The sequence below is a fragment of the Citrobacter sp. Cf088 genome (assembly GCF_030334295.1).
In the GTDB taxonomy this organism is placed as follows: Bacteria; Pseudomonadota; Gammaproteobacteria; order Enterobacterales; family Enterobacteriaceae; genus Citrobacter; species Citrobacter freundii.
Genome location: NZ_JAOWEE010000047.1, coordinates 73,918 through 93,856, shown reverse-complemented (window position 1 = coordinate 93,856; position 19,939 = coordinate 73,918). Strand labels below are relative to the sequence as shown.

Annotated in this window: 17 protein-coding genes; 14 read left to right on the top strand and 3 right to left on the bottom strand. The window is 52.6% G+C overall.

Going from position 1 to position 19,939, the window contains the following annotated elements; genetic code table 11:
• Window positions 1-13: 13 nt before the first annotated feature.
• The 9 genes from bolA (at window position 14) to fadM (ending at window position 10,429) form a co-directional block, all read left to right on the top strand.
• Entirely contained in the window at window positions 14-331 is a 318-nt protein-coding gene (gene bolA, locus OGV71_RS10310; protein WP_003021619.1) for a transcriptional regulator BolA, read from the top strand.
• Window positions 332-674: 343 nt separating this feature from the next.
• Window positions 675-1,973 carry a trigger factor gene (tig, locus tag OGV71_RS10305; protein WP_003021622.1) on the top strand — a complete coding sequence of 433 codons (1,299 nt, stop codon included), beginning with the start codon at window positions 675-677 and terminating at the stop codon, window positions 1,971-1,973.
• 247 nt (window positions 1,974-2,220) lie between these two features.
• Complete coding sequence (gene clpP / locus OGV71_RS10300) at window positions 2,221-2,844, top strand: ATP-dependent Clp endopeptidase proteolytic subunit ClpP (RefSeq protein ID WP_003021624.1); 624 nt, start codon at window positions 2,221-2,223, stop codon at window positions 2,842-2,844.
• A gap of 126 nt (window positions 2,845-2,970) precedes the next feature.
• On the top strand, window positions 2,971-4,245 hold the full coding sequence (gene clpX / locus OGV71_RS10295; protein WP_003831013.1) for an ATP-dependent protease ATP-binding subunit ClpX: 1,275 nt from the start codon (window positions 2,971-2,973) through the stop codon (window positions 4,243-4,245).
• A 184-nt stretch (window positions 4,246-4,429) separates the two neighbouring features.
• A complete protein-coding gene (lon, locus tag OGV71_RS10290; protein ID WP_003021627.1) occupies window positions 4,430-6,784 on the top strand; it encodes an endopeptidase La in 2,355 nt (784 codons plus the stop codon).
• Between the two features lie 190 nt (window positions 6,785-6,974).
• Complete coding sequence (gene hupB, locus OGV71_RS10285; RefSeq protein ID WP_219352570.1) at window positions 6,975-7,265, top strand: nucleoid-associated protein HU-beta; 291 nt, start codon at window positions 6,975-6,977, stop codon at window positions 7,263-7,265.
• A 267-nt stretch (window positions 7,266-7,532) separates the two neighbouring features.
• The gene (ppiD, locus tag OGV71_RS10280) at window positions 7,533-9,407 is read left to right on the top strand and encodes a peptidylprolyl isomerase (protein WP_016149702.1); all 1,875 of its coding nucleotides are present in this window, start codon (window positions 7,533-7,535) and stop codon (window positions 9,405-9,407) included.
• Window positions 9,408-9,553: 146 nt separating this feature from the next.
• Complete coding sequence (locus tag OGV71_RS10275) at window positions 9,554-9,928, top strand: helix-hairpin-helix domain-containing protein (RefSeq protein WP_003021633.1); 375 nt, start codon at window positions 9,554-9,556, stop codon at window positions 9,926-9,928.
• Window positions 9,929-10,030: 102 nt separating this feature from the next.
• On the top strand, window positions 10,031-10,429 hold the full coding sequence (gene fadM / locus OGV71_RS10270) for a long-chain acyl-CoA thioesterase FadM (protein WP_003021636.1): 399 nt from the start codon (window positions 10,031-10,033) through the stop codon (window positions 10,427-10,429).
• A gap of 117 nt (window positions 10,430-10,546) precedes the next feature.
• Here the strand turns inward: fadM and queC are convergent, their stop codons facing one another.
• Both queC and OGV71_RS10260 read right to left on the bottom strand, forming a co-directional pair.
• Window positions 10,547-11,242 (bottom strand): 7-cyano-7-deazaguanine synthase QueC, encoded by a 696-nt coding sequence (gene queC / locus OGV71_RS10265; protein ID WP_204583979.1) that lies wholly within the window; start codon window positions 11,240-11,242, stop codon window positions 10,547-10,549.
• Window positions 11,243-11,307: 65 nt separating this feature from the next.
• Window positions 11,308-13,008, bottom strand: coding sequence for an SgrR family transcriptional regulator (locus OGV71_RS10260; protein WP_204583977.1), 1,701 nt, complete (start codon window positions 13,006-13,008; stop codon window positions 11,308-11,310).
• 226 nt (window positions 13,009-13,234) lie between these two features.
• On the opposite strand from OGV71_RS10260, the gene cof reads away from it, so the two are divergent.
• Entirely contained in the window at window positions 13,235-14,053 is an 819-nt protein-coding gene (gene cof, locus OGV71_RS10255; protein ID WP_003021643.1) for an HMP-PP phosphatase, read from the top strand.
• Window positions 14,054-14,103: 50 nt separating this feature from the next.
• Here the strand turns inward: cof and OGV71_RS10250 are convergent, their stop codons facing one another.
• Entirely contained in the window at window positions 14,104-15,159 is a 1,056-nt protein-coding gene (locus tag OGV71_RS10250) for a PLP-dependent cysteine synthase family protein (protein ID WP_220133005.1), read from the bottom strand.
• Window positions 15,160-15,275: 116 nt separating this feature from the next.
• On the opposite strand from OGV71_RS10250, the gene OGV71_RS10245 reads away from it, so the two are divergent.
• The 4 genes from OGV71_RS10245 (at window position 15,276) to glnK (ending at window position 19,917) form a co-directional block, all read left to right on the top strand.
• Complete coding sequence (locus tag OGV71_RS10245) at window positions 15,276-15,734, top strand: Lrp/AsnC family transcriptional regulator (RefSeq protein ID WP_003021649.1); 459 nt, start codon at window positions 15,276-15,278, stop codon at window positions 15,732-15,734.
• Between the two features lie 44 nt (window positions 15,735-15,778).
• Complete coding sequence (locus OGV71_RS10240) at window positions 15,779-17,551, top strand: SmdA family multidrug ABC transporter permease/ATP-binding protein (protein WP_204583975.1); 1,773 nt, start codon at window positions 15,779-15,781, stop codon at window positions 17,549-17,551.
• Window positions 17,544-19,322, top strand: a complete 1,779-nt coding sequence (locus OGV71_RS10235) for a SmdB family multidrug efflux ABC transporter permease/ATP-binding protein (protein WP_204583973.1) — start codon at window positions 17,544-17,546, stop codon at window positions 19,320-19,322. The genes OGV71_RS10240 and OGV71_RS10235 overlap by 8 nt, the downstream gene beginning before the upstream one ends.
• 256 nt (window positions 19,323-19,578) lie before the next feature.
• Complete coding sequence (gene glnK, locus OGV71_RS10230) at window positions 19,579-19,917, top strand: P-II family nitrogen regulator (protein ID WP_003021657.1); 339 nt, start codon at window positions 19,579-19,581, stop codon at window positions 19,915-19,917.
• Window positions 19,918-19,939 lie beyond the last annotated feature (22 nt).

The window sequence follows — 19,939 nt, the reverse complement described above, 5'->3', positions numbered from 1 at the left end:
GGAGGAAAATTTCATGATGATTCGTGAGCAAATAGAAGAAAAATTAAGGGCAGCGTTCGAACCCGTGTTCCTCGAAGTTGTGGATGAAAGCTATCGTCACAATGTCCCGGCTGGTTCTGAAAGCCACTTTAAGGTTGTGCTGGTTAGCGATCGCTTTACAGGTGAACGTTTTCTTAATCGTCATCGGATGATTTACAGCACGTTAACGGCGGAGCTTTCCACAACCGTTCACGCACTTGCCCTGCATACCTACACCATTAAGGAGTGGGAAGCGTTGCAGGATACGATTTTTGCATCGCCTCCGTGTCGTGGGGCGGGAAGCATCGCGTAAAACGGATTTGCAACAACCGACGCTTTTCCAGTATGTTGCTACAGATTATGTGAAAACGGCCTGCGGGCCGTTTTGTTTTGTCTGAATTCTGGGGCAGTCGTACAGTATTCAGACAAAAATTAGCCGGGAATTGTGAAAAAAGCCGCAGCAACGCGCGATAACCGTTCTCGACTCATAAAAGTGATGCCGCTATAATGCGCGTCTTATTTTTCGGAATGTCTTCGGGATGATTCTGACGACAGGGAATGTGATTGCTTATGAGAACATCCCAGTTCCGCGAAGCCAACAACCTGTGCTTGCGGAGAAGAGTTGACCGAGCACTGTGATTTTTTGAGGTAACAAGATGCAAGTTTCAGTTGAAACCACTCAAGGCCTTGGCCGCCGTGTAACGATTACTATCGCTGCTGACAGCATCGAGACCGCTGTGAAAAGCGAGCTGGTCAACGTAGCGAAGAAAGTGCGTATTGACGGTTTCCGCAAAGGAAAAGTACCGATGAATGTTGTTGCTCAGCGTTATGGCGCATCTGTTCGCCAGGACGTTCTGGGCGACCTGATGAGCCGCAACTTCGTTGACGCGATCATCAAAGAAAAAATCAATCCGGCTGGCGCACCGAACTACGTTCCGGGCGAATACAAACTGGGTGAAGATTTTACTTACGCGGTAGAGTTCGAAGTTTACCCGGAAGTTGAGCTGACTGGTCTGGAAGCAATCGAAGTTGAAAAACCGGTTGTTGAAGTCACCGACGCTGACGTTGACGTGATGCTGGATACCCTGCGTAAGCAGCAGGCTACCTGGAAAGACAAAGACGGCGCTGCTGATGCAGAAGACCGTGTAACCATCGACTTCACCGGTTCTGTAGACGGCGAAGAGTTCGAAGGCGGCAAAGCGTCTGACTTCGTACTGGCGATGGGCCAGGGTCGTATGATCCCAGGCTTTGAAGAAGGCGTTAAAGGCCACAAAGCTGGCGAAGAGTTCACTATCGACGTGACTTTCCCGGAAGAGTACCACGCTGAAAACCTGAAAGGTAAAGCCGCTAAGTTCGTTATCAACCTGAAGAAAGTTGAAGAACGCGAACTGCCGGAACTGACTGAAGAATTCATCAAACGTTTCGGCGTTGAAGATGGTTCCGTAGCAGGTCTGCGCGCTGAAGTACGCAAAAACATGGAACGCGAGCTGAAAGGCGCAGTGCGTAACCGCGTTAAGTCTCAGGCGATCGAAGGTCTGGTAAAAGCTAACGACATCGACGTTCCGGCTGCGCTGATCGACAGCGAAATCGACGTTCTGCGTCGTCAGGCTGCACAGCGTTTCGGCGGCAACGAGAAACAAGCTCTGGAACTGCCGCGTGAACTGTTCGAAGAACAGGCTAAGCGTCGCGTAGTTGTTGGTCTGCTGCTGGGCGAAGTGATTCGCACCAACGAACTGAAAGCTGACGAAGATCGCGTTAAAGGCCTGATCGAAGAGATGGCTTCTGCTTACGAAGATCCGAAAGAAGTGGTTGAGTTCTACAGCAAAAATAAAGAGCTGATGGACAACATGCGTAACGTCGCTCTGGAAGAGCAGGCTGTTGAAGCCGTTCTGGCGAAAGCGAAAGTGACTGAAAAAGCCACTTCCTTCAACGAGCTGATGAACCAGCAGGCGTAATTCGTCGCTTTTTTAGCTCGAATTTCGTACGCAAGCCCGTCACCTTTTGGTGGCGGGTTTTTTTTTGTCACGCATTTTGCATGGGAAGAGTGCGAAAACAGCGTTTCAGTGTTAGCGTTACAACAAAAGATTGTTATGCTTGAATTATGGCGATGTCGTACCCATTACTGAGGGACTAGCTGATAATCCGTCCATAAGGTTACAATCAGCACAGCAGGTTTTTTCAAATTTTATCCAGGAGACGGAAATGTCATACAGCGGCGAACGAGATAACTTTGCACCCCATATGGCGCTGGTGCCGATGGTCATTGAACAGACCTCACGTGGTGAGCGCTCTTTTGATATCTATTCTCGTCTACTTAAGGAACGCGTCATTTTTCTGACCGGCCAGGTCGAAGACCATATGGCTAACCTGATCGTGGCGCAGATGCTGTTCCTGGAAGCAGAAAACCCAGAAAAAGATATCTACCTGTACATCAACTCCCCTGGTGGAGTGATCACTGCCGGGATGTCTATCTATGACACCATGCAGTTTATTAAGCCGGACGTCAGCACCATTTGTATGGGCCAGGCGGCCTCAATGGGGGCGTTCCTGCTGACCGCCGGGGCGAAAGGCAAACGTTTTTGCCTGCCTAACTCTCGCGTCATGATCCACCAGCCTCTGGGCGGTTACCAGGGCCAGGCAACGGATATTGAAATTCATGCCCGTGAAATCCTGAAGGTAAAAGGGCGCATGAACGAACTTATGGCGCATCATACGGGTCAATCTCTTGAGCAGATTGAACGTGATACCGAGCGCGATCGCTTCCTCTCCGCTTCTGAAGCGGTAGAGTACGGTCTGGTCGACTCGATTTTGACCCATCGTAATTAATGCCCAGTGCGCAGGTGTGCCGCTATAATTACCTGGAGCGGCACAACGCTGACTAGCGTCTTGCGCCTGAGAATGGCATTTGCGTCGTCGTGTGCGGCACAAAGAACAAAGAAGAGGTTTTGACCCATGACAGATAAACGCAAAGATGGCTCGGGCAAATTGTTGTACTGCTCTTTTTGCGGCAAAAGCCAGCATGAAGTGCGTAAGCTGATTGCCGGTCCATCCGTGTATATCTGCGACGAATGTGTTGATTTATGCAACGACATCATTCGCGAAGAGATTAAGGAAGTAGCACCGCACCGTGAACGCAGTGCGCTGCCGACGCCACATGAAATTCGCAACCACCTGGACGATTACGTTATCGGTCAGGAGCAGGCGAAGAAAGTGCTGGCGGTCGCGGTATACAACCATTACAAACGTCTGCGCAACGGCGACACCAGCAATGGTGTTGAGTTGGGCAAAAGTAACATCCTGCTGATTGGCCCGACGGGTTCCGGTAAAACGCTGCTGGCTGAAACGCTGGCGCGCCTGCTGGACGTTCCGTTCACTATGGCCGACGCCACCACGCTGACCGAAGCCGGTTATGTGGGTGAAGATGTTGAAAATATTATTCAGAAACTGTTGCAGAAGTGCGATTACGACGTGCAGAAAGCACAGCGTGGGATCGTCTATATCGATGAAATCGACAAGATATCTCGTAAGTCTGATAACCCGTCCATTACCCGTGACGTTTCTGGCGAAGGCGTACAGCAGGCGCTGTTGAAACTGATCGAAGGTACGGTTGCTGCCGTTCCGCCGCAGGGTGGTCGTAAACATCCTCAGCAGGAATTCCTGCAGGTTGATACCTCCAAGATCCTGTTTATCTGCGGTGGTGCCTTTGCTGGTCTGGATAAAGTGATTGCTAACCGTGTTGAAACTGGCTCCGGCATTGGTTTTGGCGCAACGGTAAAAGCACAGTCTGATAAAGCCAGCGAAGGTGAACTGCTGTCGCAGGTCGAACCGGAAGATCTGATCAAATTTGGTCTGATCCCTGAGTTCATCGGTCGTCTGCCGGTTGTGGCAACCCTGAGCGAACTGAGTGAAGAAGCGCTGATTCAGATCCTCAAAGAGCCGAAAAATGCCCTGACCAAGCAGTATCAGGCGTTGTTCAATCTTGAAGGTGTTGATCTGGAGTTCCGTGAGGAAGCGCTGGATGCGATCGCCAAGAAAGCGATGGCGCGTAAAACCGGCGCCCGTGGTCTGCGTTCTATCGTCGAAGCCGCGCTGCTCGACACCATGTACGATCTGCCTTCGATGGAAGACGTCGAAAAAGTGGTGATCGACGAGTCGGTGATTGGCGGCCAGAGCAAGCCATTGCTGATTTACGGTAAGCCGGAAGCACAACAGGCATCTGGCGAATAATTCATCAATTCATACAGACATTTAATTAAAAAGGGGGGATTTTATCTCCCCTTTTATTTTTCCGTAAACATGGCGTTGAATGTGTGGGAAACATCCCCATATACTGACATACATGTTAAAGGTGGTGTGAAGCACAGTCGTACCACCTGATTACCTGGCGGAAACTAAACTAAGAGAGAGCTCTATGAATCCTGAGCGTTCTGAACGCATTGAAATCCCCGTATTGCCGTTGCGCGATGTGGTGGTTTATCCGCACATGGTCATACCCTTATTTGTAGGGCGGGAAAAATCTATCCGTTGTCTGGAAGCGGCTATGGACCATGATAAAAAAATCATGCTGGTCGCACAGAAAGAAGCGTCAACGGATGAGCCGGGTGTAAACGATCTTTTCACCGTCGGGACCGTGGCCTCTATTTTACAGATGCTGAAACTGCCTGACGGCACCGTAAAAGTGCTGGTCGAGGGGTTACAGCGCGCGCGTATTTCAGCGCTGTCTGACAACGGCGAGCACTTCTCTGCGAAAGCAGAGTACCTTGACTCGCCTGCTATTGATGAGCGCGAACAGGAAGTGCTGGTGCGTACTGCTATCAGCCAGTTTGAAGGCTACATCAAGCTGAACAAGAAAATCCCACCAGAAGTGCTGACGTCGCTGAACAGCATCGACGATCCTGCACGTCTGGCGGACACCATCGCAGCGCACATGCCGCTGAAGCTGGCTGACAAACAGTCCGTGCTGGAGATGTCCGACGTTAACGAACGTCTGGAATATCTGATGGCGATGATGGAGTCTGAAATCGATCTGCTGCAGGTTGAGAAACGCATTCGCAACCGCGTGAAAAAGCAGATGGAAAAATCCCAGCGTGAGTACTATCTGAACGAGCAGATGAAAGCTATTCAGAAAGAGCTCGGCGAGATGGACGATGCGCCGGACGAAAACGAAGCGCTGAAGCGTAAGATCGACGCGGCGAAAATGCCGAAAGAGGCAAAAGAGAAAGCGGAAGCGGAACTGCAGAAGCTGAAAATGATGTCTCCGATGTCGGCGGAAGCGACCGTAGTGCGTGGCTACATCGACTGGATGGTTCAGGTACCGTGGAATGCGCGTAGCAAGGTCAAAAAAGACCTGCGTCAGGCGCAGGAAATCCTCGATACCGACCATTACGGTCTGGAACGCGTCAAAGATCGTATCCTTGAGTATCTCGCGGTCCAAAGCCGTGTGAATAAAATCAAGGGGCCGATCCTGTGTCTGGTTGGGCCGCCGGGGGTAGGTAAAACTTCTCTGGGGCAGTCCATCGCCAAGGCGACCGGGCGTAAATACATCCGTATGGCGCTGGGCGGCGTGCGTGATGAGGCTGAAATTCGCGGTCACCGCCGGACCTATATCGGTTCTATGCCGGGTAAACTGATCCAGAAAATGGCTAAAGTGGGCGTTAAAAACCCGCTGTTCCTGCTTGATGAGATCGACAAAATGTCTTCCGACATGCGTGGCGATCCGGCTTCCGCACTGCTTGAGGTGCTGGATCCAGAGCAGAACGTGGCGTTCAGCGATCACTACCTGGAAGTGGACTACGATCTCAGCGACGTGATGTTCGTTGCGACCTCTAACTCCATGAATATTCCGGCGCCGTTGCTGGATCGTATGGAAGTGATCCGTCTGTCCGGTTATACCGAAGACGAGAAGCTGAATATTGCAAAACGTCACCTGTTGCCGAAACAGATTGAGCGTAACGCGCTGAAAAAAGGTGAGCTGACGGTCGACGATAGCGCCATTGTAGGCATTATTCGTTACTACACCCGTGAAGCGGGTGTGCGTAGTCTGGAGCGCGAAATCTCCAAACTGTGCCGTAAAGCGGTGAAACAGCTGCTGCTCGACAAGTCGCTGAAACATATCGAGATTAATGGCGATAATCTGCACGACTATCTGGGCGTACAGCGCTTTGATTATGGCCGCGCGGACAACGAAAACCGCGTTGGTCAGGTAACCGGCCTGGCGTGGACGGAAGTGGGCGGCGATCTGCTGACCATCGAAACCGCCTGTGTACCGGGTAAAGGTAAGCTGACCTACACCGGTTCTCTGGGTGAAGTCATGCAGGAATCCATTCAGGCTGCACTGACCGTTGTGCGTGCGCGTGCGGAAAAACTGGGTATTAATCCGGATTTTTACGAAAAACGCGACATTCACGTTCACGTACCTGAAGGAGCGACGCCGAAAGATGGCCCAAGTGCGGGTATTGCGATGTGTACCGCGCTGGTTTCTTGTCTTACCGGTAACCCGGTTCGCGCCGACGTGGCGATGACCGGCGAGATCACCCTGCGTGGTCAGGTTCTGCCAATCGGTGGTTTGAAAGAAAAACTGCTGGCGGCACACCGTGGCGGTATTAAAACGGTCTTAATTCCTGATGAGAACAAACGTGACCTGGAAGAGATTCCGGATAACGTAATTGCCGATCTGGACATCCATCCGGTGAAACGCATTGAGGAAGTTCTGGCTCTTGCGTTGCAAAATGAACCCTCTGGAATGCAGGTTGTGACGGCAAAATAGTGACCTCGCGCAAAGAGCATTAATAAAAACAGGGCTGGCAGGCCATTTCGGGCTTGCCAGCCTTTTTTTGTATAGCTAATTTAGATGACGGATTAGGCTTGCCATCATTAACGGGTGTTGTAAGGGCATGGCAGGCCTGATATAACTGCTGCGCGGTCGCACTTTGAAGGATTCAGGTGCGATATAAATTATAAAGAGGAAGAGAAGAGTGAATAAATCTCAACTGATCGACAAAATTGCTGCAGGGGCTGATATCTCTAAAGCTGCGGCTGGACGTGCGTTAGATGCAATTATTGCTTCTGTTACCGAATCTCTGAAAGAAGGTGATGACGTAGCGCTGGTAGGTTTTGGTACTTTTGCCGTTAAAGAGCGTGCTGCCCGTACTGGTCGCAACCCGCAAACAGGTAAAGAGATCACCATTGCCGCGGCTAAAGTACCGGGCTTCCGTGCAGGTAAAGCACTGAAAGACGCGGTAAACTAAGTGATTTCCCCTTTGGGGATGTGACGAAGTACAAGGGCGCATCGACTGATGTGCCTTTTTTATTTGTAATTCCGGTACTTTCTACGTGTTGTGGGCTGACAATTACCCCTGTTTCTTGTCACAATAGGCCTTTGTGCGCAGCGTTCAGGAAACGCTATGCTGCGTGAAGCATATATACTCATAATCCTTGCCGCCGTTGTTGTGTCAACGCGCAGGCGGCTTTAGAGATAACGCGTATAGTCATCTACAGCGGAGTGTGGTTACACCATGATGGACAGCTTACGCACGGCTGCTAACAGTCTCGTGCTCAAGATTATTTTCGGTATCATTATCGTGTCGTTCATTTTGACCGGCGTGAGTGGTTACCTGATTGGCGGGGGCAATAACTTCGCCGCCAAAGTGAATGGCCAGGAGATCAGCCGCGGGCAGTTCGAGAATGCGTTCAACAGCGAACGTAACCGCATGCAGCAACAGCTGGGCGATCAATACTCCGAGCTGGCCGCGAACGAAGGTTACATGAAAACGCTGCGTCAGCAGGTGCTGAATCGTCTTGTTGACGAAGCGCTGCTGGATCAGTATTCCCGCGAGCTTAAGCTCAACATCAGCGACGATCAGATTAAACAGGCTATTTTTGCCACGCCTGCTTTCCAGGTCGACGGTAAATTTGATAACAACCGCTATAACGCAATTGTTAATCAGATGGGCATGACCGCAGATCAGTACGCTCAGGCATTACGTAATCAGCTTACTACCCAGCAGCTGATTAATGGCGTTGCCGGTACAGACTTTATGCTGAAAGGCGAAACGGACGAACTGGCGGCGCTGGTCGCACAGCAGCGGATCGTGCGCGAGGCGACGATTGACGTTAACGCACTGGCCGCGAAGCAGTCTGTTACCGAGCAGGAAGTTGCCAGCTACTACGAGCAGAATAAAAACAACTTTATGACGCCGGAACAGTTCCGTGTGAGCTACATCAAGCTGGATGCTGCTGCTATGCAGGAGACGGCCAGCGATGCTGATATTCAGTCTTACTATGACCAGCATCAGGATCAGTTCACTCAGCCGCAGCGTAACCGCTATAGCATCATTCAGACCAAAACTGAAGATGAAGCCAAAGCGGTACTGGACGAGCTGAATAAAGGCGGTGATTTTGCTGCGCTGGCGAAAGAAAAATCTGCCGATATCATCTCTGCCCGTAAAGGCGGCGATATGGGATGGCTGGAAGATTCCACCACCCCGGATGAGCTGAAAAATGCCGGTCTGAAAGAAAAAGGCCAACTGTCTGGCGTAATTAAGTCTTCCGTTGGTTTCCTCGTTGCGCGTCTTGACGACGTACAGCCTGCACAGGTTAAACCGCTGAGCGAAGCCCGTGACGACATTGCGGCAAAAGTGAAGCAGGAAAAAGCGCTGGATGCCTACTATGCGCTGCAACAGAAAGTCAGCGATGCGGCCAGCAACGATAACGAATCTCTGGCGGGTGCAGAGCAGGCAGCAGGTATGAAAGCGGTTGAAACGGGCTGGTTCAGCCGTGACAGCCTGCCGGAAGAACTGAATTTCAAACCAGTCGCTGACATCATTTTCAATGGTGGTCTGGTAGGCGAGAACGGTACACCTGGCAGTAACTCCGATATCATCACCGTAGATGGCGATCGCGCGTTCGTGCTGCGTATTGCAGAGCACAAAGCCGAAGCCGTGAAGCCACTGGCTGAAGTGAAAGAGCAGGTAACTGCGCTCGTTAAGCACAATAAAGCAGAGCAGCAGGCGAAGCTTGATGCCGATAAACTGCTGGCGGATCTGAAAGCCGGTAAAGGCGATGAAGCGATGAAAGCTGCGGGTCTGAGCTTTGGCGAGGCAAAAACGCTGAGCCGTACGGGTCAGGATCCGTTGAGCCAGGCTGCCTTTGGTCTGAGCCTGCCGGCGAAAGACAAGCCGAGCTACGGCGTAGCGAACGACATGCAGGGTAACGTTGTTCTGTTGGCGCTGGACGAGGTGAAAGCCGGTTCTATGCCTGAAGCGCAGAAGAAAGCGATGGTTCAGGGGATCACTCAGAACAACGCGCAGATTGTCTTCGAAGCGCTGATGAGCAACCTGCGTAAAGCTGCAAAAATTAAAATCGGTGATGCGCTGGAACAGCAGCAATAACCGAGGCAGTTCGCAAAAAATTGCAAAAAGTTGTATCTACCAAAGGCCGCTTTCGCGGCCTTTTCCATTTCTGATATTTGCCATTTGTCTGCCGTTCTGCACCTCGCTATCGTGATTCCACTGTTAACAAACAAGGAGAAAACAGTATGAAACATGGAATCAAAGCCCTGCTTATCACTCTTTCATTGACCTGCGCCGGTATGGCCCAAACTGCATTGGCGGCTGAGCCTGTCGCCAAAAGCCAGGCGACACAAACCAAAGCGGAAAACTCAGGGGCGGCACAAAGCAAAGCCACACTGCCCGCTAAAGCAAGCGACGATGAAGGCACCAGGGTAAGCATCAACAGCGCTTCTGCGGAGGATTTAGCGCGAGTCATGAATGGCGTAGGTCTGAAGAAAGCGCAGGCGATTGTGAGCTATCGTGAGGAGTACGGACCGTTTAAAACGGTGGAGGATTTAAAGCAGGTACCGGGTATGGGCAGTTCGCTGGTGGAGCGTAATTTGGCAGTTTTAACACTTTAATAACTTGCACAGCGCTGAAAATTTGCCAGACTAGAGAGGTCATACCAGTTATGGCCTCACTACCCTGAATATATTCCTATAAAAACGTAAGGTTCCTGCGCTATGCAAACACAAATCAAAGTCCGTGGTTTTCATCTTGATGTCTATCAGCACGTCAACAACGCCCGCTATCTCGAGTTTTTGGAAGAAGCTCGCTGGGATGGTCTGGAAAACAGCGACAGCTTTCAATGGATGACTGCACACAACATCGCTTTTGTGGTCGTGAATATAAATATTAACTACCGTCGTCCAGCGGTGCTAAGCGACCTGCTGACCATCACTAGTCAGGTGCAACAGCTAAATGGCAAAAGCGGGGTGTTAAACCAGACAATTACCCTGGAACCGGAAGGGCAGGTAGTGGCCGACGCGTTGATTACCTTCGTCTGTATTGATTTGAAAACGCAAAAAGCGCTGCCGCTGGAAGGGGAGTTACGCGAAAAACTGGAGCAGATGGTGCAGTAGCTCAACGTTGCCTGATGGCGCTTCGCTTATCAGGCCTACGGGCGATATTGTGTATGATGAATGCTGTCGGTAGGCCGGATAAGGCGTTTACGCCGCCATCCGGCACTATTCACTCAATTATTTCAGGCCGGTTTTCTGCTTCATTGCCGCCATCACTGCCGGTTTATCCGCCAGATAATGGTTCAGGCCGTTGGCACGCAGATTACACGCCGCACAGTGACCGCAACCGTCACCTTTGATGCCGTTATAGCAGGTTAGTGTTTCTTCGCGTACCAGGTCCAGCTTGCCCCAGTAATCAGCCAGCGCCCAGGTTTCGGCTTTATCGATCCACATCAGTGGGGTTTCAAAGCGAATATCTTTCGCCATCCCCAGGTTTACGGCATGGTTCAGGGCTTTGACGAACTCATCGCGACAGTCCGGGTATCCAGAGAAATCCGTTTCACAAACGCCGGTAATGACCGCCTCTGCCTGCACCTGGTACGCGTAAATTGCTGCCAGCGTTAAGAACAGAATATTGCGTCCTGGCACAAAGGTATTGGGAATGCCGTTCGCATCCGGTTCGTAATCGGGTACCGGAATATTATCGCGGGTCAGGCTGCTGACAGCCAGTTCACTGAGCAGCGTGACATCAAGCACTTTGTGCGCGCGTGCGCCAAGTTTTAAGGCCAGGTCACGTGCGACATCAATCTCAGCGCGATGGCGCTGACCATAATCAAAGGTCACGCAGTGCACTTCATCATACTGATGCAGCGCTTGCGCCAGACAAGTCGTGGAGTCCTGACCTCCACTGAATACAACAACGGCACGTTTCATGGCTTTTCCTGACAAAATAACGAAGCCCTTATGGTAGCGCCTGGGCGTGTCGCCGACCAGCTTCTTCACGCTGAAGGAGGTGGCAGCCAGGCTTCGGTAAACTCAAACCAGCCACGAGGATTCAGGCGTACGCCGTTCACCCCTGGTGGCGCGCTGATGCGATAGTGATAATTGAACAGAGGCGTCAGGGTAGCGTCATGCATTAGCGTGGCGAAAACTTGTTGTAAAGCCGCGTGGCGATCGTCCTCATCGGCCTGGATTTGTAGGGCATCCAGGGTCGTTTGCAAATGTGTGTATGCTGGTGCATTCAATACATGTGACCAGAGCTGATCGCAGCGCAACCACTGTTCGAGAGTATATTCAGGTGCTTCACCAATCAGCCTGTCGCCCATCATCAGGTCGGCCTGGGCTAGGGGATGATTGCCATCCCAGTTTTTAGCATTATGAAAAATAAGCGTTAATTCACAGCCGAGCAGAGCCAACGCATGGCAAAGCTGTTCAGCCATAGCGTGAAGTTCTACCGGTAGATGATAAGCCAGCGTCAGCTTTTCCGGTAATGCCACCTCGTCGAGTTCATCCCATTGCGGGATACTCCATCCGGGCAGCAGTGCATTGCTTGGCGTGATCAGATTTTCATCCACTTCAAGCGTTTGTAGTAGGGAAGAACGGTGGATAATATCGACCAGTCGACGAGCCTGCTGCGTATTCAGGCGCGCGCTTTTTCTTAGCGTGAGATAGCAAAAACCCAGGCTGATCCCACTGCTTACCTGGCTTAGCATAGGTAACTCTTCGGGTTTACCAATCGCAATTTGCACCGGATGGCGGCAGCTGGTGCCCAAATCCTGGGAGAAGAGCTGCGGGGTTATCCAGTATTCAATGGCTTTTAGCAGCGGATGACTGAGGTGGTAGTGATCGTGACTCTCGATACGCACCAGCTCAGGAGTAAACAGTGTCAACCGGAACGGGCCGGTACCCACAAACGGGTGCTCAGGATGCGCCAGGTGACTGCTGTAGCTCGCCAGACGGTGCGCCAGCCAGAAGTCGGGACGATGCAGAATAAAGGTCAGACACTGGGGATGCGTCACTTCAATGCGCTTTACGCTGATAAACAGCTTATTCAGCGCAGGTAACTCTAACAGCTTCAGCAACTGTTGATGTAGCTGCGTGCTGCTTACCGTATCGCCGTTATGCCAATGCAGGGTGGAACGAATATAGAAATCCCAGCGCAGGCCGTCAGCGGAGATATTCCAGTGGTGGGCTAAGTCTCCACAGGGACGTTGCGTAGTGCTGTCAAATCGGGTCAGGCCAGAGAAAACTTGTCCAGCAAGGTGTTGCTCCGCGCGACCGGGGAGAAATCCAGGGTGCAAAGGGTCAAGCGGGCGGTAATAGGGGATACGCAGGGTTGGCGTGTCGTTTTGCCATTGGCCGCCCATAAACGGCTGTAGCAACGTTCTTAATTCTCCCGGTGCTAACTGAGCCAGTTCCAGCACGCTAAGCTGTTCTCCCTTTTGCAGCGCCTGTTCCATCATGGTGTTGCGCAGGGAATCCGGCGTCATCAAAAAGCGTAATTGCCCGCGTTTCCCACGCCCAGACTGGGCGTGCCACTCCAGCCAGCCAGCATCCTGCGCTTGCTTCAGCAGGGTACGTACGTGGCGCTCACTGCAAAAACAGCGTTCGGCCAGTTCCCCGACGGTCACCGACTGCGGTTCGCCATTCGAAGGCAGCCACAGGCGTTGGTATTGGTTCAGGCGATTCAACAATCTCATATACACTTCATCCTTCAAGCTGCCTCTTTGTTGGCTGCGTTTATTCACCCCAGTCACATACTGAAATGTATGCTCCTGGGCGTTCATTCACTTGCCGCCTTGATGCAACTTGAATGATTTTCTGTAATAAACCCGGAACAATTCATTTTATCTATTCACTATTACTTCCGTATATCTCAGGTGATACTGAATCACAAGTTAACCGCGTCACAGTGTGGAGAAAGAAATGGCTCGTCTGGCTGCATTTGATATGGATGGCACCCTGTTGATGCCGAATCACCATTTAGGTGACGAAACGCTTTCAACGCTGGCGCGCTTGCGTGAACGCGATATCACTCTGACATTTGCCACTGGCCGCCATGTGCTGGAAATGCGCCACATTTTGGGTTCTATCTCACTGGACGCCTTTTTGATCACCGGTAACGGCACGCGCATTCACTCTCTTGAGGGCGATGTGTTGCACCGTCAGGATCTGGATCCGAATGTTGCGGATATCGTGTTACATCAGAAATGGGATACCACCGCCAGCATGCATGTCTTTAATGACAACGGTTGGTTTACCGGACAAGAGATCCCCTCGCTGCTACAGGCGCATGTGTATAGCGGATTTCGCTACCAGATCGTCGATGTGAAACGTATTCCGGCTCATCAGGTAACGAAGATCTGTTTCTGCGGCGATCATGAGTCTCTGATCCAGTTGCGCATTCAACTGAATGAAGCGCTGGGAGAACAGGCGAATCTCTGTTTCTCCGCGGTTGATTGCCTTGAGGTACTACCGCTGGGCTGTAACAAAGGATCCGCACTGGCGGTGTTGAGTGACCACTTAGGATATTCAATGTCCGAGTGTATGGCGTTTGGCGATGCTATGAACGATCGCGAAATGTTAGGCAGCGTTGGGCGCGGCCTGATTATGGGTAACGCAATGCCGCAACTGATGGCTGAACTGCCTCATTTATCGGTGATTGGACATTGCCGTAATCAGGCGGTGTCACACTTTTTGACGCATTGGCTGGACAATCCGCATCTACCTTATTCCCCCGAATGAGAGATCCCTTCCAGCAAGCCAGACTTCGCGTCTGGCTTTTTTTTGTCTGCTTAGTGTGTATTCAGCAACTGGGCAAGTTCCGCTTTCCACGGCGTTAAATCACCGATGTGCGCGTCAACCCATTGCGGGTTGTAGTAGGTTTCCAGATAGCGTTCACCGCTGTCGCAGAGCAGCGTCACCAGTGAACCGGTTTCTCTGGCGTTGCGCATGCGCGCGGCAAGTTGCAGCGTTCCCCACATGTTGGTGCCGGTTGAGGCACCGACTTTACGACCCAACTGCGTTTCCAGCCAGTGCGCGGTAGCCACGCTGGCGGCATCTGGCACGCGCAGCATTTCATCGACCACATCAGGAATGAAAGAGGGTTCTACGCGTGGACGCCCGATACCTTCAATTTTGCTTCCTACCGGGCTGCGCAATGTCGCATCGCGATCCTGCCAGAAGGGCATAAAAACCGAATTCTCCGGATCCACTACCATCAGGCGAGTATCGTAGCCCTGACAGCGGATATAGCGGCCAATGGTTGCTGAGGTGCCGCCGGTGCCGGCGCTCATCACGATATGGCGGGGAACGGGGTTGGGCTCGCACTGCATCTGACGAAAGATGCTGTCGGCAATATTATTATTGCCACGCCAGTCGGTGGCGCGCTCAGCATAAGTGAACTGGTCCATGTAATGACCGTTCAGCTCACGCGCCAATTGTTCAGAGGCCGCGTAGATTTCGCAGGCGCTTTGCACGAAATGACAGCGACCGCCGTAAAATTCAATCTGTTCAACTTTACGTTTTGCTGTACAGGAAGGCATGACAGCAATAAACGGCAGCCCTAACAGTCGAGCGAAATAAGCCTCAGATACCGCCGTTGAACCGGACGATGATTCAATGATGGTGGTGCCTTCTTTGATCCAGCCATTGCACAATCCGTACAGAAACAGTGAGCGCGCCAGACGATGCTTCAGGCTCCCGGTCGGATGCGTGCTCTCATCTTTTAAATAGATCTGAATGCCCGGAAACGCCGGTAGCGACAGACGAATGAGATGCGTATCTGCAGAACGCTGATAATCCGCGTTGATTTCATTGATGGCGTTTTTAACCCAGGAGCTATTCATCATTAATAGATATCCGTTTGTCATTTTGTGCCCAGAATAGCGAAAAGCACGGAAAAAATTGTTGCCATTTAGCCTTTAAAATAGAATGTAAGTAGAAAATTCTTCTCTGTGGAGTGGATATGCTAGACAAAATTGACCGTAAGCTGCTTGGCTTACTGCAACAGGACTGCACCCTTTCTTTGCAGGCGTTAGCAGATGCCGTTAATCTGACTACCACTCCCTGTTGGAAACGCCTCAAACGGCTCGAGGATGACGGTGTTCTGCTGGGTAGAGTCGCCTTGCTGGATCCGGAAAAACTGGGGCTGGGCTTAACCGCGTTTGTGCTGATCAAAACTCAGCATCACAGCAGCGAATGGTATTGCCGCTTTGTCACTGAAGTGACCGGAATGCCCGAGGTTCTGGGGTTCTGGCGTATGGCAGGGGAGTATGATTACCTGATGCGAGTGCAGGTCGCTGATATGAAAAGCTACGATGAATTTTATAAGCGCCTGGTGAACAGCGTACCGGGCCTGTCTGACGTCACCTCCAGCTTTGCCATGGAACAGATTAAATACACAACTGCTCTCCCTATTGAATAATTCTCCCGGTGCTTATTGCCGGAAATTTTGTCAGGACATAACGCGTGCGATTATTTGCTCAATTAAGCTGGTACTTCCGCCGGGAGTGGCGTCGCTACCTCGGGGCGGTGGCCCTGCTTATCATCATCGCTATCCTTCAGCTTATTCCGCCGAAAGTGGTGGGGATCATTGTGGATGGCGTAACGACACAACGCTTCACCACCGAGCGGCTGCTGATGTGGGTGGGAACCATTGCTCTGATCGCCGTGGTGGTTTATTTACTGCGCTATGTCTGGCGCGTGCTGCTGTTTGGCGCATCCTACCAACTGGCGGTTGAGCTGCGGGAAGATTATTACCGTCAGTTGAGTCGTCAGCATCCAGAGTTTTATCTGCGTCACCGCACGGGCGATCTGATGGCGCGTGCAACTAACGATGTTGACCGCGTGGTATTCGCCGCCGGGGAAGGCGTACTGACGCTGGTAGATTCGCTGGTCATGGGATGTGCGGTGCTGATCGTGATGTCAACGCAGATAAGCTGGCAACTTACGTTGATTGCGCTGCTGCCGATGCCGGTGATGGCGATAATGATCAAACGTTACGGTGATCGACTCCATAACCGCTTTAAGCTGGCGCAGGCGGCGTTTTCCAGCCTCAACGATCGTACTCAGGAAAGCCTGACCAGTATTCGTATGATCAAGGCCTTTGGTCTGGAGGATCGGCAGTCGGCATTATTTGCCGCTGATGCTGAAGATACAGGTAAGAAAAACCTGCGCGTGGCGCGCATTGACGCCCGCTTTGATCCCACGATTTATATCGCCATTGGGATGGCTAACCTGCTGGCGATTGCCGGGGGAAGCTGGATGGTGGTTCACGGTTCGCTGACGCTCGGCCAGCTCACCAGCTTTATGATGTATCTCGGTCTGATGATTTGGCCGATGCTGGCGCTGGCATGGATGTTTAACATCGTCGAGCGCGGCAGCGCCGCGTATAGCCGAATTCGCGCCATGCTGGCAGAAGCGCCGGTAGTGGATGACGGTACTGAACTGGTGCCGGAAGGACGCTGCGAGCTGGCGGTAGCGATTCGCGAATTTTGTTACCCGCAAACCACCCACCCGGCGCTGGAAAATGTGAATTTTCAGCTTAAACCAGGGCAGATGCTGGGCATCTGTGGTCCGACCGGCGCGGGGAAAAGTACGGTGCTGTCGCTGATCCAGCGTCATTTTGATATCACCCAAGGCGATGTACGCTTTCATGATATCCCATTAACGCGCTTACAGCTGGATAGCTGGCGCAGCCGGCTGGCGGTTGTCAGCCAGACGCCATTCCTGTTTTCCGATACCGTCGGCAATAACATCGCCTTAGGACGCCCGCAGGCCACCCAGGCAGAGATCGAGCATGTGGCGCGCCTTGCCAGCGTTCATGAGGATATTTTACGTCTTCCTCAGGGCTATGACACCGAAGTGGGCGAACGCGGGGTGATGCTGTCTGGTGGACAAAAACAGCGTATTTCTATCGCCCGGGCGCTACTGCTGAACGCTGAAATCCTGATTCTGGATGATGCGTTGTCGGCGGTAGATGGTCGTACCGAGCATCAGATCCTGCATAACCTGCGTCAGTGGGGCGAAGGCAGAACCGTGATTATCAGCGCCCACCGTTTATCGGCTCTGACGGAAGCCAACGAGATTATCGTGATGCAGCATGGGCATATTGCCCAGCGCGGTGAGTATGAATCTTTAGTGCAACAGCCCGGCTGGTATCGCGATATGTACCGCTATCAGCAACTGGAAGCGGCGCTGTCTGATGCGCCAGAAATAAACGAGGAGGCGGCTAATGCGTAGTTTTGGGCAACTATGGCCGACCCTGAAAAGATTGCTGGCGTATGGTTCACCATGGCGAAAACAGCTGGCGATTGCGGTAGTTATGCTGTGGGTGGCGGCTGCGGCGGAAGTCAGCGGTCCGCTGTTGATTAGCTATTTTATTGATAACATGGTGGCGAAGAACAATCTGCCGTTGGCGATGGCTGTCGGGCTGGTTGCGGCCTATGTCGGTCTGCAACTGCTGGCGGCAGGCCTGCATTACGCGCAGTCGTTGTTGTTTAACCAGGCGGCGGTTGGCGTCGTACAACAGTTACGCACTGACGTAATGGACGCTGCGCTGCGCCAGCCGCTCAGCGCCTTTGATACTCAGCCCGTCGGGCAGCTTATCTCACGTGTGACCAATGACACCGAAGTTATTCGCGACCTGTACGTGACGGTGGTCGCAACGGTCCTGCGCAGCGCGGCCTTAATCGGTGCCATGCTGGTGGCGATGTTCAGCCTCGAGTGGCGTATGGCGCTGGTGGCGATGGCCATTTTCCCGGCGGTGATGGTGGTGATGGTGATTTATCAACGCTACAGCACCCCGATTGTGCGTCGGGTGCGCGCTTATCTGGCGGATATTAACGATGGCTTTAACGAAGTCATCAACGGCATGAGCGTTATCCAGCAGTTCCGCCAGCAGGCGCGATTTGGCGAGAGAATGGGGGAGGCCAGCCGCTCGCACTATATGGCGCGTATGCAAACCCTGCGACTGGATGGCTTTTTGCTGCGCCCGCTGCTGAGCCTTTTCTCGGCGCTGATCCTCTGCGGTTTGCTGATGCTGTTCAGCTTTACCTCTGGCAGCTCCATTGAGGTTGGCGTGCTGTACGCGTTTATCAGCTACCTCGGCCGTTTGAACGAGCCGCTGATCGAGCTGACCACCCAGCAATCCATGCTGCAGCAGGCGGTTGTCGCCGGCGAGCGAGTGTTCGAACTGATGGACGGGCCTCGTCAGCGCTATGGTGACGATGATCGACTGCTGAAGAGCGGGGACATTGAGGTGGATAACGTTTCATTTGCCTATCGTGACGACAATCTGGTGCTGCAAAACATCAGTCTGTCCGTGCCTTCGCGCAGCTTCGTAGCCTTGGTCGGACACACCGGTAGCGGCAAAAGTACGCTGGCCAGTCTGCTGATGGGTTACTACCCGTTGACGCAGGGCGAAATCCGCCTTGACGGACGTCCGCTGTCTTCTCTGAGCCACAGTGCGTTACGTCAGGGCATCGCGATGGTGCAGCAGGATCCGGTGGTGATGGCGGATACCTTCCTGGCAAACGTCACGCTGGGTCGTGATATCTCAGAAGAGCGGGTATGGCAGGCTCTGGAGACTGTGCAACTGGCAGCACTGGCGCGGGGGCTGAGCGAGGGGATCCATACCCGGCTGGGCGAGCAGGGCAATAATCTCTCCGTTGGGCAGAAACAGCTGCTGGCGCTGGCGCGGGTATTGGTGGAAACGCCGCAGGTACTGATCCTCGATGAAGCCACGGCCAGTATTGATTCCGGTACTGAACAGGCCATTCAGCACGCGCTGGCGGCGGTGCGTGAACACACCACGCTGGTGGTGATTGCACATCGGTTATCGACAATTGTCGATGCGGATACCATTCTGGTGCTGCATCGCGGGCAGGCGGTTGAGCGTGGTACGCACCAGCAACTACTGGCGGCGCAAGGCCGTTACTGGCAGATGTATCAGTTGCAACTGGCGGGTGAAGAGCTGGCGGCCAGCGCACATGAGGATTCGGTTATCGCCTGATGGCGCTGCGCTTATCAGGCCTACGGTCAACGCGGTTTTGTAGACCGGATAAGGCGTTTACGCCGCCATCCGGCAATCAACAATCTGGTGCAAAAATGTAACGCACTATGCACCGTCATAGTGCGTTTTTTCTTTTTCTCCCCCGGCAATACCCTGCAAGCCTGAATTATTCCGCGTTTTTCATTCCTGGCACACCCCTTGCAATATTCCTCTCGTGTATCTGCAGCCACTACTGAATTCTGACTGGAGGGGATCTATGAAGCTGGTTACCGTGGTAATCAAACCGTTCAAACTGGAAGACGTCCGTGAAGCACTGTCGTCTATTGGTATTCAGGGGCTGACCGTCACCGAAGTGAAGGGCTTTGGCCGACAGAAAGGTCATGCTGAGCTGTACCGTGGGGCTGAATATAGCGTCAATTTTCTGCCAAAGGTGAAGATTGATGTGGCGATTGCCGACGACCAACTGGATGGCGTGATTGATGTCATCAGTAAAGCGGCATACACCGGAAAAATTGGCGACGGCAAAATCTTCGTCGCCGAGCTGCAACGTGTGATTCGTATTCGTACCGGCGAAGCCGACGAAGCCGCACTGTAACTTCTGGCACACAGTGATAGGA